Source organism: Cohnella sp. LGH (assembly GCF_017671885.1).
Lineage (GTDB): Bacteria > Bacillota > Bacilli > Paenibacillales > Paenibacillaceae > Cohnella > Cohnella phaseoli.
Genome location: NZ_CP072117.1, coordinates 4,600,545 through 4,615,754, shown reverse-complemented (window position 1 = coordinate 4,615,754; position 15,210 = coordinate 4,600,545). Strand labels below are relative to the sequence as shown.

Sequence of the window (15,210 nt, the reverse complement as noted above, 5' to 3'; positions counted from 1 at the left end):
GGATGAGGTCACTGTTGTTGCTCCTCATGGTGACCGTCTTCGTCGGAGCGGTCGCCTTCCCTGCTGAGCAGTCGTATGCCGCCCAGAGCAAGACAGTTCAAGTGGATTTTGGCGGGAGTATCGTGAACGGAAAATTCTATCGTTCGGTTAAGGAAATAGTTGGTCAACAAGTCGATTTAAACGTTCCGGGACTGAAGGTCCACACCTGGGAGGTTAAGGTCAACGACGGGACACCTAAGAAAGAGTGGGGAAAGCTCAGGAACGGAGTTCTTGAGCTGCCTAAAATAGACGGCATCAAGCGGGATGTCATGAACCTGAATAATTATAATCCCGGTCATATCATCTATCGGGATTCAGCGGGTAAAAAGTGGCGAACAGGCATTACCGATTGGCGGTTTGAGTACACACCTGAAACCTCTGGATGCACACGAATGCCTTCGGCTTGTCCGGGCTTAATTCCGTCTATAGGATATAACATGGGGACAGGAAAAGCGGAGCCGATCCCGTTCACCTTGCGAGATACCAGCGGTAGAGCGGTGACAGATAAGAAGGATATTCCATCTCCTACCGCTTTCTTTTTGTTTCAAGTGGATATGTCTGATTATCGAAAGAAAATCTTAAAAGCAGACGTTGAGCTTTCATCGATTCAGATCTCAAAAATAAAATCGACTCCTGAAACACGAAATGTTGAAATTATTGAAGCAGGTAAGGGTTCTAATGATGGTGACGGTTATCTAAAAGTGGGTAAATTCTTGAATGCACAATACAGTGCTGAAGGCTTTGACTATACTCTTATGGATTCCAGCGGTATGACAGGACATGCAGAAGGTCGAAACTACTTCATGGAGGTAAATGCCTACTGGGAAGCCATCACCTACGAATACGACGTAACCGTAAAAGTAAGTTATCTCGATCCGGGCGGGCTGAACGCCGCGTTAACGGCCACGGCTACGCCGGGAGCCATTGACAAAGGGAAGACGGCTACGGTGACCGTGCGGGCCGATGCTAGCGGGTCGGTGACGAGCGGAACGAAGATCGACAGCTATCGGTTCTGGCTCAGCAAGACGCCGTTTAATCCGGCAGACGAGGGCAAGGAGGGGACGACCGGGACCAGCACGGGCAGCGTATCGAATTATTCACAGGCATTTCCGAACACCGCGCCCGGCACAACTTTCTATGCGAAGGTGAAGATTTATGACAGCAGCTTGGGCGCCAGCGATTACGCCTATGCCGAGGTCAAAGTCGTGGAGTCGGTCGCAAATGCTTGCGTCATCACCGGCGATTTCGAAATTTTGCCGTCTCAAAACTTGAAGTATCGCGATACCTTCACCTTGAAGCCTCGAAACATTCAAGTTACGGGCGGTAAATACTTGTATCACGAATATCTGTTTGAGACCAATGGCGAGAGATGGGTGAGCCCCAAATATAATAGCCCGACAATCGAAACGTCTTTTCCGGTATCGAAGTATCCGCCCGTCCTCAGTGTCGGCTCGAACAGCATTTCGATCCGGATCACGGCGGATTGCGGCAACTCCGGCTGGCAAGGCCCGAAAATCCTGGAATTGCAAAGCCCGACAGACAACCGTCCACCCCTATTCTCCGTCGGATTTTTCAAAGAGTCCAATCGAACGGGAACGATACCGGATCACCAAGTCGTCATCAATCGTCCGGTCAACTTGAGAATTATCTACAATAATATGACGAATCCTCCGGAGCCTTACGATCCGGACGGAGATCCGATCACCTATACGTTCTTGTTCGGCAGCAGTTCGAGTTCCTGGATTCGAAGCTTACCCGATGAATATGGATTATGGGAGCACGATGAGGCGCACTACATGCTGAAGGCGACGGAGCTGGGGTCGCATTCCATAACGGTTATCGCGCGAGATTCGTTTGGGGCCGAGTCAAGGCGAACCGCTTCGATTATGGTCATACCGGAAAATCCGATTCCAGTCATCACGGGGCCGACGAAGGTGAAAGAAATGCGCCCGCTGCCGTCACCGTTTAGTGGCGAGAAAAGCTACAGCCCGATAGGTCGTTCGATTGCCGAGTACATTTGGGAAAACAAGAAGGACGTCTATACGACCCCCGGAATAGAGACCATTCGCCTGGAAGTGGTGGATAGTGCGGGGTTGAGGTCGGAATACGCGGCTTCGCATCAACTGACGGTTGTGCCCGATGATCCTCCGATCGGGTTGTTAGAGGTGCCTCCGCTAGGTATTCGCCCAAGCGATTTCAATATTTTTAACAAGTCCCGTAGCCCGGATGGCGACAAGATTGTCAGCATTGAGTACCGCTACAAATACGATACCAACAACGACGGCCAATTTAACGAGCCGTGGATGGCGATGCCAGGCGGGGATTTGACCAAAGTTGTTTTAAGGCCGCAGAAGGTCGGGAAGTTTCTACTCGATGCCAAGGTGTGCGAGGACTGGGGGAAATGCGCCTGGGCATCCGATACGCAGCCGGAAAGCTCGCGGAACATAGACGTCGTGAATCTTGCTCCGAGCGTTTCCTTCCTGATGGAGGGAGAGAACGAGATTCCGAAGCCGCCCGAAGAAAACGGTATTCCGGTTTCGCAGATTTTGGAATGGGATCTCTACGATACAAATACGACTCAAAAAATCGTGAATAGCCCGTTCATGTGGCAGAAAGATGGGAAGTCGCTGCTGGCTGGATTGGGAAGAGGGATGGAAACGCAATCCAGAACGTCCGGATCGGTCGGATTTGGCGGGGGGTGGGACGCGCAATCGGGATTTTCGGCGATTAGCGACAGCGGTTTAGGTCCGAACGGGCTGTCCGCTTATCGTTCCATCGCAGCGCGAGACGGAAGGTCGCAACCTTTGCTCGTCCCAGTTAAAAGCAGCGGCTGGTCCTCAACGACTTATACGACAGGAGAAGACTACTCGTCGCTGCTGCCGGCAAATTTTGTCTCAAAAATTAGATCCAACAAAACTAACATTTACTTTGACTATAATCGTCATATTTTTGCACTAAACAAAAATAAAATCCCTTCCTATCGTAAGGATTATGTTATGACCTGCGGCGGCTCAACGGACATGAGTCAATGTGATGGTTATAACTGGGAGCAGAACATAATGCACTTTTGGGATGGCCCGAATCCGTATGATTTTATTCTGAATCTGGATAATCTGCCGGCAAATCGATACCCGGTTCCCTACTTTTCCGAGAGTGACAAACAGAGGGATAGCAGCTGGGGGACTAAGGCGCAAAACGGGGATTTTTCAGGCGCATCAGGTTCGGCCGTCAATACGGAAAAGCCAATCTTTTATGAAATTACCGGAAGCAGAATCTATGTCGTCTATCTTCGGATGACCTATGCGTACTACTACCGGAATGATGAAGGTTCTAGAACGGATTTCGGCGGCAACTGGGATTTGGACGTACATATCTATGATGGCTTCACTGGGGAGTTTATCGGCAGCTCCTACGAGAAGGGGGAAAGAATACCGTCTAGATCGGGTTTTACCGGTATCGGTTATTCAGATATTCTTGGCGACGATTTGATCCTGACGGCTCAAACAGGTCGGGTGCTGAGATACAATCGGCAAGGTCGCAATATTATGGATAAAACGATTTCCTTACCGACGACAGTCGAGCGGATCGAGAGGAAAGGCCGGGCCTGGAACGGCGCAATCTATACGGAGGAAGCTGCCGATTTTACCTGTTCATGGAGCTATGGAGCAAACCAATTCAAGGATGATGAAGGCAATAAATATGCGTATGTCATGAATACATGTAGTCGTACGGTAAACGGCTCTAATGTGACTATAGATCCGGAGCTGAATCCGGAATCCTCGGCCGGCTATTATCTTGTACAAATGAAGCCAGATTTTACGTACGGCATCAAAGCCAGACTGAAGGGGACTTATTTTGCTAACGGTTGGCCCGGTCCTTACGAGCTCAACTTGGAGACGAGCGCGGTTTTAGCGATTAATAATGTCACCAAGCAAGCGATAACGAGGACGGCTTCGGCTGTACAAGGATCAATGGGCACGAATTATTTCACACAGTTGGTTGATTTAACGACGGGTGAGGTAAGTGCTTGGACTAGGGGAATGCCTACATCGTCTCCGCAGCGGTTCACCAACCCTTTCCATATTACCTATACTGGCGAGTATAAGAGCGGTTGGCTATCACAAACCGTTGATGGCGTCGAATCAAGACCAAGCAGTTGGGCAGGCTTCGAGTATTACAAGCGGGCGTATAATCCGATTGTCACCGTTAACGCCGCGAGATACATGAGATACGGGGAATATATGGGCGACGGAGTCTATCTCTCCATGTGGGACACCGATTATCAGATGAGTATGGCCGGCGGAGGGCCGGCAGCTTCTGCGCATATCTTTCTGGACGTGGGAACGCCAACCGCTACTTCTCTGTATAAAGGATTCCGGTTAGGGCAGTTCGTGTCTCCGGATGCTTATGAAAATGCGGAATATTTATTCTCCATGAAGATGGACGTTCCGACAGAGGATCAATCGCTGGCCGGGTTCTCGTTCCGGATGACCAATCCGAAATATCGGTATGCACTTGAGACGGAGGGCACGAAGCTGTCTTTGTCCAAGTACGTCAACGGGACGCGCACGGTGCTGGACAGCATTGCTTATCCCTTCCAGCCGAGAACGTCTTACAGTTTCAAAATTGTAACGCAGAATGACAAAATCGAAGTTTTCCTGGATGGCGTTCCGTATTTCGAGGTCACGGACGGCACGTATCAATCCGGTAAGTTCGGCCCGTTCTCGGACAAGTCCTATGTTACGTTCACCGGGATAGAACAGAAGGATCTCAGCAATCCGGACGTCGAATGGATGGCCAGCTACGCTATTTGGGATGAAGGAAAAGCTACCGCCACGGTTCGATACAGCAACATCACGTATACGGACCCGGAGGATGATCCGGCAGCGCAGAATAATCTGTGGTCGATTACGCATACGCCAAAGTTTTTGAATAATCAGGGGCTGTCGGCCTTGGACGGCCAAACGCTGACAAGCCCGGCTCTCGAATTCGATAAGGTCGGCAACTACCGCGTAACGCTGAAGGCCCAGGATGATCCGCATCCGGAATATCTCTATCCGGATATGACGTTCGGAAGCTATCGGAAGTGGTCGAACGAGTTCTGGCAAGTCATTACCGTGCATCGCAGACCGGTCGCCAAGTTCACATTATCACTCCATCCGACAGACAAGTCGGTCGTATGGCACGATGAGAGCTACGATCCCGATCGCTGGCTTAGCTCGACGAATTACAGCACGGAGAATACCGGTATTGATTATAAAGCGACTCGCGGTGTATTAGAGTGGCGCTACTATTACATCACGCCAGATGACCACCTCGTCAATCAGAAGCTGGTTACGCCGCAAATGAAAGGCCGCTATCGCGTCGGGATGCAGGTCAAGGACGAATACTGCGCGTGGAGCTACTGGGCGGAGCAAACGATCGACATCGATACGCCGGTACTGCCGGACGAACCGCCGATACCTGGATTTACGATAACGCCTTCTTCGCATTATGTGAACGAGCCGTTCTCGATTACATCGCAAGCTTGGGATAAGGAGGATGGTCAGGCTGTGAATCTGAAGCATGCTTACTATGTACGCAACGTAACCGATAACGGCATGGAGACAATTCGTTCGATCGATCGCGGGACTTGGACGACACAGTTCAATTCGCTGGGGGTCATCGAGATCCGACAGGTCGTCACCGACTCTAAGGGGCAGTCTGCACAAGCGATACAGCGGGTGACCGTCATCAACCGCAAACCGGTTGCGGATTTCGATTGGCTGCCGAAGCCGGCCTACGAAGGAGATACGATTGCGCTGCTGGACCGCTCCTCCGATCCCGACGGCGATGCGCTATCCTATGTGTGGAAAATCATCTCTCCAGACGGCTTCAGCCTGACAGGATTTATGAAAGAGATGACGATTCCCGCTGAGCTGACGAATAGCAGAACGGGCGTATATACGGTGACCCTTAATGTCACGGATAAACACGGAGCGAAGGATGCAATCACTAAGCAGATTCCGGTGCTGCCGTTGACGATTGCGGGACAAGTCGCTCATACGCCTGAATGGGAGCAGAACCGTTTGCTCTGGAATGCCAAATATCCTAGCAGATCAAGAGAGAGCCCTGTGTTCTGGGCTGGAGAGGCTTTTGTCCTGTCCGCGACGGTGACCGATACCGGCAGCTCCGCTACGAAGGCGGTGTCCGTCATGGCACAGGCGACGCCCGATTTGGCTAAAGGCTTGACGGAATCGCCGCCCGGCTCCGTCCGCTGGACGGCTCTGCTGCGCGAAGCCGATACGTCCATCCGGTTCGTGGACATTCCGGACGGCAGCTATTCGTTCGTCTTTACGGTCGTATACAGCAACGGAGTGGTCAAAACGTCCGTCGTACCGATCGAAATCCGCGGCATCGTCGACCAATACGTTCAAGTTCACCGCGTACAATAGCTTAAACCGGATTGCAAGACGGCAAAAGCCCGTTTTCTCGTTCATCGCGAGAGAACGGGCTTTTTTTGCCCGCCTATTTGTCCTATGGACGGGTAAGTATCCAAGATCAACCCAACGGGGGCGCATATATTGATTGCGGGTGATGAGGATGCGGAGTTCATCTCGAATAAAAAATTACAATCGCGGCCGAATGGACGGCTATGCGAAGGGCAAGCTCGACGGTTGGAGGCTGGGCGTCTGTAGAGGGATCGACGAAACTATACGGCACGAATCGCTCCCGCCCAGCCGTGCGCGCATCCTCTATGTTCCGCAGGGCTTTGAAGCGATCGATCACGGGGTGATTGCCGCATTGCAAAGCGAAGTCGCCGAGGTGACCGTCGTTTCCGCGACGGAGATGCGGCTGCAGGCGGAACGCTGTCGACCGGATGCGGTGCTTGTCATGAACGGGCTGCATGTGTTTCCGCCCGACCATCTGGAGCAGATCGACGCGATTCGCGCCATGGGAATCAGAACGGCGATCTGGTTCGTGGACGATCCGTACGTAACCGACACGACGGTGAAGGTCGCGCCGCATTACGATTATGTATTTACGCACGAGAGATCCTGTCTGGCTTTATACCTTGCGCAAGGCTGCAATCAGGTATATCATCTTCCGCTCTCCGCTTATGCCGACTGGTTTAAGCCCATGGCGGTCCCCCCGGAATACCGGTCGGACATTTGCTTTATCGGAATGGCCTTCTGGAACCGCGTCGAGCTGTTCGATGCGATCGCTCCCTATTTGAAAGACAAGAAAGTGCTAATCGGCGGCAAGCTCTGGGAGCGGATGAACAGCTTCTCCCAGCTGTCTCAATTCGTCAAGGACGGTTGGATCGAAGTGCCGGAAACGGTCAAGTACTACAACGGCGCCAAAATCGTCATTAATCTTCACCGTACGACGGAGGCGGGCAAAGACAATTTGAACGGCATTAACTGGCCGGCGGAATCGATCAACCCCCGCACGTTTGAAATGGCCTCGTGCGGCGTCATGCAGCTTACCGACGTCAGACAAGAGCTGCCCGAGCATTTTGCCGTAGGCTCGGAAATCGGAGTTTTCCGCGATGCGAATCATCTCGTTCAACAGTTGGAGCACTACTTGACGAATGAGGAAGAACGGCAATGGGTCGCTGCTAGAGGCTATAGACGAGTGAAAAAGGATCATACGTTTCGCGATCGGATCCGGAAGCTGATCGGGACGATCGGACTTGCGTAGGCCTGGATGGATTGCAATCGGAAAAGACAAGGAGGGATGAGACTTGGCTAAGATGAAGAGACGTCCCGCAGACCGTCCCCGCGCTGCGGCATATCGCAGAGGCTGGGCGGACGGATTGGCTTCGGGCAAAGCCGACGGGCACTGGCAGGGGCTGTGCGAATACATCGTACGCGCAGCGACGCCCGTTCCGGTAAAGCGTCCCATTCATGTGCTATACGTCACTTCCGGCAAAGGCTTTCCCTATTCTCCGCTTGACGACGGCATTATTGCGACATTAAAGGAAATTGCCGCCAAAGTAACCGTAGCCGTTCCGCATGAGGATATCACGGCTATCGCCGCAAGAGAGCGGCCGGACCTGCTGCTTGTGCTGGACGGTATGCATCTGGGGCTGGAGAAGGTTTGTGCGGTTAACGGGCTGGGCGTTCGCACGGCGATCTGGTTTACGGACGATCCTTACTACACAGACATTACGAGCGGAATCGCCCCCAACTACTATCATGTTTTTACGCTTGAACGCAACTGCGTTCCCTTTTACACGGAAAGAGGCTGCCCCCGTGTCTCCTACTTGCCGCTTGGCGTGCATCACAGCGCATACCGTCCGCGGAACACCGATCGCGCGATGCGCGGAGAAGTGTGCTTTATCGGTACGGCGTATTGGAACCGGGTCGCGATGTTTAATCAGCTTATGCCGTTAATCGCGCATAGGCGCTTGTACATTTCCGGAATGTGGTGGGATCGGCTCGCCGATTACGGACGCTGGAAGCATTTCATCGACCTGGGCAACTGGATGGGACCGCAGCCGACCTCGGAAAGGTATAACGCTCATAAGATCGTCATCAATTCGCACAGAGCCCACGACGACGATACGTTTAACCAGAACAGCGCGATGATTACGGCGCTGTCGCCGAATCCGCGCACGTTCGAAATTTCGGCGTCGGCGACGCTGCAGCTTACCGATTGCCGCGAAGATATCGCCCAGCATTACGTGCCCGGCGTAGAGATCGTAACCTACGATTCTCCGGAAGACTTGGCGGCCAAAGCCGAATATTATCTGGAGCACGAGGAAGAACGGAAGGAAATTGCCCTGAAAGGTCTCTTTCGAACGCTTAGGGACCATACGTACGTCTCCCGCCTGAATCAATTGATAGATTTGACGATGAATGGTTAATCGCCGCGCCGGGAACGCTGATCGCCCCATACATTGTACAACTTAACTAATGAAGGCTTTAGTTTCGAAGTCGAGTCCGCTTCCTGTTAGGCTTCGCGATCAAAAGCGGACTTTGTGAACTACCTTTAGAAGGAGGTGACGGACATACCCGTGAGCATGAAAAGGTATGCGGAATCGTGAACGGAGCAAAGCCGAAGCTGATGATCTTCTCGCATATTTGCAGCCCGATTTTCGTCACGGGAGCGGAGAAGCTGCTGTTGCTGTTCACCCGCGAGATGGTCCGTCGTTTTCAGTGCGTGATGGTCGTTCCGCAAATTGGAGCGATTGCAGAGAAGGCCAGGGAGCTGGGCGTCAGAATCGTCGTTCAGGATATCCCTCTATGTATTTCTTTATATACTGCAGCTCCTACCCTTCATGAAGAGATCGCCGCGATGCAGCGATCTCCGGCATGGGGGAGAATTCATGCCATGCTGGCGGAGGAACGCCCCGACTTTGTGTTGGTCAATACAAGCGTTCACCCGCTGCCTGCGCTTGCGGCCAAAGCGATGGGAATTCCAACGATCTGGGTGCTGATGGAAACGGTGATGGACCGGCCGTCCAAGCATATGTCCGTCGGGCTTATCGTGTCCAACAGCGACATGGTCGCAGGCATTTCCCATTCGACGCTTCAGCCGATTCGCGATTTGGCGCCGCAGGCGCGAACGTTTATGCTGCCGCCTTATCTCATTAGGGAGGAACTGCTTCCCGGAAGCTGGCCGTATCACCGGATGAGGCTTCGCCAGCAGCACGGCTGGGGCGAGCACCATCGCGTGGCGGGCTTTATGGCTGCGACGATCTATGCGAACAAAGGGCTGGAGCAGTTTGTGAACGCGATGCTGCCGATTGCAGCGTCGGACGGTTGGGCGAGATTTCTCATTTTGGGCAAATCCGCAGATGACGCCTACTACCGTCATTGCCAGAAGCTGGTCTGGGATTCCGGTTACTCGGACAGATTCCTGTTCCTGCCGTTCGCGGACCAGATTCAACATGCGTATCCCGTCATGGATGTCATCGTCGTGCCCAGCCTGATCGCCGAAGGCTTCGGAATGACCGCGCTGGAAGGACTGATGTTCGGCAAGGGCGTTGTCGCTTCCGCCTCCGGCGGTCTGACGGAAATCATGAACGCGACGGGAAACGAGGAATATCTTGTACCGCCCGGCGACGTAGGGAAGCTAACCGAGCGCGTGAATGGACTGCTTAGCAATGGAGCGCTGCTGCGCGCCGTCGGAGAACGCAACATGCAAACGGCGCAGCAGGTGTTCGGAGTCGAAGCGTTCCGGGAGCGGCTGGCGGAGCTGGTCGCTCAGCTGCCGCAGACCCCGGTGCTTATTCGCGGTTCTTTATGGCGGGGGAGCGCGCCAACCGTTTTTCTCATCGAGAATGGCATGAAGCGGCCGTTCGCTTCCGAAGCGGCATTCCTGCAAAGAGGATTCCGGTTTGAGGATGTGACGGAGGTACCGGACGAGGATTTGCAGAGGCTTCCCGCCGGACCGACGCTGTTCGAACAGAAACGGAGAGCTTCCGGCAGGAGAAAAGTACGCAGGGGCAAAGGGCGAGGAATGAGGCGGAGGCATAGACATAGACGTAGCTCGGGCAGGCGGAGCGTCCGTTCGGGCAGAAGGAAGCGGTCGGGCTCCAAAGCCCGCCGCAGAAGAAGGTGAACCGATGCGTATCGTGACCATATTGGGAACTCGTCCGGAAATTATTCGTCTTAGCGTGCTGATCGGCAAGCTGGATCGCTTGGCGGAGCGCCACGTGCTCGTTCATACGGGGCAAAATTTTACTTCCAGCTTAAGCGGAGTTTTTTTCGAGCAGATGGGACTGCGCGCGCCCGATCTGCTGCTAGATGCCCGGAAACAAACGGTTGGCGGGCAGTTGGCGTCGATGTTCGGCGCCGTAGAGGAGCTGCTTAGGAAGGAGCGTCCCGACCGGGTGCTCGTGCTCGGCGATACGAACAGCGCCTTGTGCGCGCTTGTCGCAGAGAGAATGGGCATCCCGGTCGTTCACATGGAGGCGGGCAATCGCTGCTTCGACCTGAACGTACCGGAGGAAAAAAACCGGAGGGTCATCGATGCGGTTTCCACCTACAACCTTCCCTACACCGAGAACAGCAAAACGAATTTACTGCGCGAAGGCTTTCCGATCAACCGCATTTTTCGCTCGGGCAATCCGATTTACGAAGTGCTGCGCCATTACGGCGAGCAGATTGACGCCAGTCCCATACTGGGACAGCTCGGACTGACCGCTGGGCAATATCTAATCGCGACCATCCATCGGGCGGAAAACGTGGATTCTCCGGAGGCGCTGCGCGGAATTATGCAGGGCTTGAGCTTGACGGCCGAAGATTACGGACTGCCTGTCGTATGCAGCCTGCATCCGCGAACGCAATCCAGATTGTCGGAGGAGCTGCGCAATTCCATTCATCCGCTCGTCACTTTTCATGAGCCGTTCGGTTTTTTCGATTTTGTTCATTTGGAGAAAAACGCGCTGCTCGCTCTTACGGACAGCGGGACCGTTCAAGAGGAATGCTGCATTTTCGGCGTACCGACCGTAACGGTTCGTCAGACGACCGAGCGTCCGGAGACGATCGATTGCGGCAGCAACGTCGTGGCTGGCCTGCAGCCCGACGCGATCCGCAATGCGGCTCGGGTGATGCTTCATCTGCGAGATTCCTGGCAATGTCCCGAAGGTTATTTGGATCCGAACGTCTCGGATAAAGTGGCGAAATTTGTGCTTGGAGGGAAAAGGGATGTTTAAAGATCGACGTATCCTGGTTACCGGGGGGACCGGTTCCTGGGGGTACGAATTGATAAGGCAACTGCTGCCGATGGACCCGGCGGAGGTGATCGTGTTCTCCCGCAACGAGTCGAGTCAGGTGGCGATGAGCCGGGCGTTCGAGGACCCGCGATTGACGTTTCGGATCGGCGACGTTCGCGACCGGGAGGCACTGTCGAAGGCATGCAAGGGCGTAGATATTTTGTTCCATCTTGCCGCTCTTAAGCATGTGCCGGTATGCGAGGATCAGCCTTACGAGGCGCTGAAAACGAACGTTATCGGCACGCAGAATGTAATTGAAGCGGCAATCGAGAACAAGATTGAGCGAGTCATCAATATTTCTACAGACAAGGCGGCCAATCCGTCGAACTTCTACGGAATGACGAAAGCGATCGGGGAGAAGCTGATCGTTTACGCCAATCTGCTGGACAGCGAGACGAAATTCGTCTGCGTCCGCGGCGGCAATGTGCTGGGCACGAACGGCAGCGTCGTTCACCTGTTTATGAATCAAATCAAGCATAAGCAGCAGATCGGCTTGACGGATCGCCAAATGACAAGGTTTTTCATGACGCTGGAGGATGCGATCCGGCTGCTGTTCAAGGCGACGGCGCAGAGCATCGGCGGGGAAATTTTCGTGATGACGATGCCGACATGCCGTATCGTCGATCTGGCGGAGGTGCTGATGGACGCCCTCGGCAGGAAGGTGGAGATGGTTGAAACCGGCATTCGTCCCGGCGAGAAAATCCATGAAATTTTGCTGACCGAATACGAGAGCTTGAATACGATCGTGTACGACGACCAGTATCTTGTCATTTTGCCGACGCTGGACATTCCCGGGCTTCGCGCGCATTACGAAGCGTACGATCCGGTCGATTTCGCAAGCTTCTCTTCCAGCCAGTCTCTGATGGATCGGCAGCAGATTCGGGCCATGCTGCAGCGAGGAGGTTTTCTTACGTGAAAATCCTGCTTCTGGGCGGATACGGAATGGCGGGTCATATGACCGCTTCCTATTTACGAACCAGGCCGGGCTGCGAGCTGACCGTTACGGTCAGGCCCGAGACGGTCGCGAATCGAACCTTGAAGGCGCTGGACGGCCTTCAGGTTCGGGAACTCGATGTCCGATCCTTCGAAGCGGTGCAGGAACTCGTCCATAAAATCGTCCCCGACGTGATCGTGAACGCCGTCGGCATTCTAAATCATCATGCCGAGGATCGGCCGCTCGACGCGTACAAGGTGAACGGGCTGCTGCCGCATTGGCTCCGTCATCTTGGCGACCGCTGCGGCGCAAGGTTGATCCATATCAGCTCGGATTGCGTCTTCTCGGGGGAGCGGGGCGGTTACGTAGAGACGGACGTACCGGACGGAACGACCGTCTACGCCAAAACCAAGGCGCTTGGGGAGCTGTGCAGCGGCAAGCATGTCACCGTTCGCACCTCCATTATCGGACCGGACGATAAGCCTTCAGGGATCGGGCTAATGAAATGGTTTCTAGCATGCGAGGGAGAAGTAAGAGGTTATCGCAACGTGCTGTGGAACGGCGTCACTACGCTTGAGCTAGCCAAGGCGATCGAGTGGCTCATCAGGCGGCCGGAAATCGGCGGGCTTGTGCATTTGACCGCCCCGGAAACGGTGTCCAAGCATGAGCTGCTGCTGATGATGCAGGAGAAGTTCGACAAGAGGAATGTAACGGTCGTCCCCGTGGACGAACCGGTCATTGACCGTACGCTTACGGCGACAAGGGTCGATTTCCATTACCGCCCGCCCCGCTATGCGGAAATGCTTGAGGAGCTACGCGGGTGGACGTCGTCGTTATGACGGCCCGCAGAATACTTATTACCGGGGCGGCGGGGTTTACGGGGCTTCATGCCTGCCGCAAGTTCGCTACATCCGGCTGGGAGGTCGTCGCCGCGGTATCTCCCCGCGGGGCGCTTCCCGTCGTTCCGCAGGCCGCGTATACGGAGCGCTGCGAGCTGACAGACGGCGCTGCGGTAGCCGAGATGATGCGGAGACTGAAGCCGGATGCGGTGCTCCATTTGGCCGGACGCAACGCGGTCGATGTCTCTTGGAAGACGCCGTCGTCGTCGTTGGCCGCCAATCTGATGTCGACCGCTTATGTGCTGGACGGCGCGCGCGCGATTGACGGCTGTAGAGTGCTCGTGGCCGGGTCGATGCTGCAGGCGGGCGAAGCCGCCTTGTCCGAAGCCGCGCATCCTTACGGGTTTAGCAAAACGCTGCAGACGGCAGCCGCCAAGGCCTGGCATCGCTGGTACGGGCTGCCGGTCATGATCGTCGAGCCTTCCAATCTGATCGGACCCGGTAACAGCGGCGGTTTATGCGGCAAAATCGTCCGATGGGCGGTGGCCGCCGAACAGTCGGAGGGGGGCGCGCCTCCGTTTCGACTGTCTTCGCTGGATGAGTCGAGGGATTTTATGGACGTCCGGGATGCGGTGGCCGCTTACGAACTGCTGCTCGGCGAAGGCGAGCCGGGAAGGAGCTATGCGATCGAGTCCGGACGCTTTCGAACGTTGGCCGAAGTCAAGAGCGTGTTTGATGAACTGGCGACGAAGAAGCTGCCATGGGAGCTTGGCGAAGGAGCTGCATTGCCGTCTCCTCGGCCGAGAGACTGTTCGGCGATCCGAGCGCTAGGTTGGAGCCCGAAGCGGACGTTCCGCCAATCGATCCTCGATGCTTTGGAGGGCGAACGGGAACGAAACCGCATGGAAAGGGGAGGGTCCCCATTTTCCGGTCCGTAAATCCGCTTGTATCTATCGTTGTCCCCTTTTATAACGATCCGTACATTCGAGAGGCTTTAGAGAGCGCACTTGCGCAAACCTATAAGCCTCTTGAGATTATCGTCGTGAACGACGGCTCCGAGCGGGAAACGGACGTACTGTACCGGCTCGAAGGGGCCGGACGCATCCAAGTCGTTCATCAACCGAACCGGGGTACGGCCAGCGCGCTGAACGCCGGCTTTCGTCTTGCCAAGGGGCAATACGCGGCGTGGCTGAGCTCGGATGATCGGTTCCGTCCCGACAAGATCGAGAAGCAGGTGCGCTTTATGCAGCAAAGCGGTTGTTCGATCAGCCATACGGCGTTCCGACGAATCAACGGCGAAGGTGTGGCCGAGATGCGCCCCGTCGTGCTGGCAGAGGGAACGATGCTGCAATTTTATCGGTCGCTGCTGCTCAGCAACACAGTTAACGGCTGCACGGTCATGCTAACCCGGACGCTGTTTGACCGGATGGACGGCTTTAACGAGCGTCTTCCCTATACGCACGACTACGAGCTGTGGCTCAGAATCATTCTGGCGGGTTATCCGATCGGCTATTTGCGCGAGCCGTTGACGGATTACCGCGTGCATTCCGCAATGGGGACCATCAAGCACGGCGCGGCGATTGAACAGGAACTGAAAAATATTGGAAATAAGTATCATCCGCAGTTGCAAAGGCTAGTGACTGTTCTGGAAGGAAGGGCGTAAGTTGAGAGGGGTTATCTTTCCGGGCCGC

The 15,210-nt window shown here is 54.7% G+C and carries 9 protein-coding genes; all 9 read left to right on the top strand.

The features are described from left to right. The first annotated feature begins 809 nt into the window (after window positions 1-809). On the top strand, window positions 810-6,473 hold the full coding sequence (locus J4772_RS19850) for a PKD domain-containing protein (protein ID WP_209071086.1): 5,664 nt from the start codon (window positions 810-812) through the stop codon (window positions 6,471-6,473). A 148-nt stretch (window positions 6,474-6,621) separates the two neighbouring features. Further along, window positions 6,622-7,722, top strand: coding sequence for a CgeB family protein (locus tag J4772_RS19845; RefSeq protein ID WP_247740784.1), 1,101 nt, complete (start codon window positions 6,622-6,624; stop codon window positions 7,720-7,722). Window positions 7,723-7,774: 52 nt separating this feature from the next. Continuing rightward, a complete protein-coding gene (locus J4772_RS19840) occupies window positions 7,775-8,890 on the top strand; it encodes a CgeB family protein (RefSeq protein ID WP_209077297.1) in 1,116 nt (371 codons plus the stop codon). A 176-nt stretch (window positions 8,891-9,066) separates the two neighbouring features. Further along, complete coding sequence (locus J4772_RS19835; protein ID WP_209071085.1) at window positions 9,067-10,590, top strand: glycosyltransferase family 4 protein; 1,524 nt, start codon at window positions 9,067-9,069, stop codon at window positions 10,588-10,590. A gap of 4 nt (window positions 10,591-10,594) precedes the next feature. After that, complete coding sequence (wecB, locus tag J4772_RS19830) at window positions 10,595-11,686, top strand: non-hydrolyzing UDP-N-acetylglucosamine 2-epimerase (RefSeq protein ID WP_209071083.1); 1,092 nt, start codon at window positions 10,595-10,597, stop codon at window positions 11,684-11,686. After that, window positions 11,679-12,662 carry a polysaccharide biosynthesis protein gene (locus J4772_RS19825; RefSeq protein WP_209071081.1) on the top strand — a complete coding sequence of 328 codons (984 nt, stop codon included), beginning with the start codon at window positions 11,679-11,681 and terminating at the stop codon, window positions 12,660-12,662. The genes wecB and J4772_RS19825 overlap by 8 nt, the downstream gene beginning before the upstream one ends. Continuing rightward, window positions 12,659-13,519: a dTDP-4-dehydrorhamnose reductase family protein gene (locus J4772_RS19820; RefSeq protein WP_209071080.1), complete on the top strand. Its 861-nt coding sequence runs from the start codon at window positions 12,659-12,661 to the stop codon at window positions 13,517-13,519. The genes J4772_RS19825 and J4772_RS19820 overlap by 4 nt, the downstream gene beginning before the upstream one ends. Then, the gene (locus J4772_RS19815; RefSeq protein ID WP_247740783.1) at window positions 13,501-14,457 is read left to right on the top strand and encodes an NAD-dependent epimerase/dehydratase family protein; all 957 of its coding nucleotides are present in this window, start codon (window positions 13,501-13,503) and stop codon (window positions 14,455-14,457) included. The genes J4772_RS19820 and J4772_RS19815 overlap by 19 nt, the downstream gene beginning before the upstream one ends. Then, window positions 14,442-15,182, top strand: a complete 741-nt coding sequence (locus J4772_RS19810) for a glycosyltransferase family 2 protein (protein WP_209077294.1) — start codon at window positions 14,442-14,444, stop codon at window positions 15,180-15,182. The genes J4772_RS19815 and J4772_RS19810 overlap by 16 nt, the downstream gene beginning before the upstream one ends. The last annotated feature ends 28 nt before the right edge of the window (window positions 15,183-15,210 follow it).

Excerpts from the sequence above, each read along its gene's own strand:
- wecB (WP_209071083.1), top strand. The coding sequence starts at position 10,595 with ATGCGTATCGTGACCATATTGGGAACTCGTCCGGAAATTATTCGTCTT.
- J4772_RS19825 (WP_209071081.1), top strand. The coding sequence starts at position 11,679 with ATGTTTAAAGATCGACGTATCCTGGTTACCGGGGGGACCGGTTCCTGG.
- J4772_RS19845 (WP_247740784.1), top strand. The coding sequence starts at position 6,622 with ATGCGGAGTTCATCTCGAATAAAAAATTACAATCGCGGCCGAATGGAC.
- J4772_RS19850 (WP_209071086.1), top strand. The coding sequence starts at position 810 with ATGACAGGACATGCAGAAGGTCGAAACTACTTCATGGAGGTAAATGCC.
- J4772_RS19840 (WP_209077297.1), top strand. The coding sequence starts at position 7,775 with ATGAAGAGACGTCCCGCAGACCGTCCCCGCGCTGCGGCATATCGCAGA.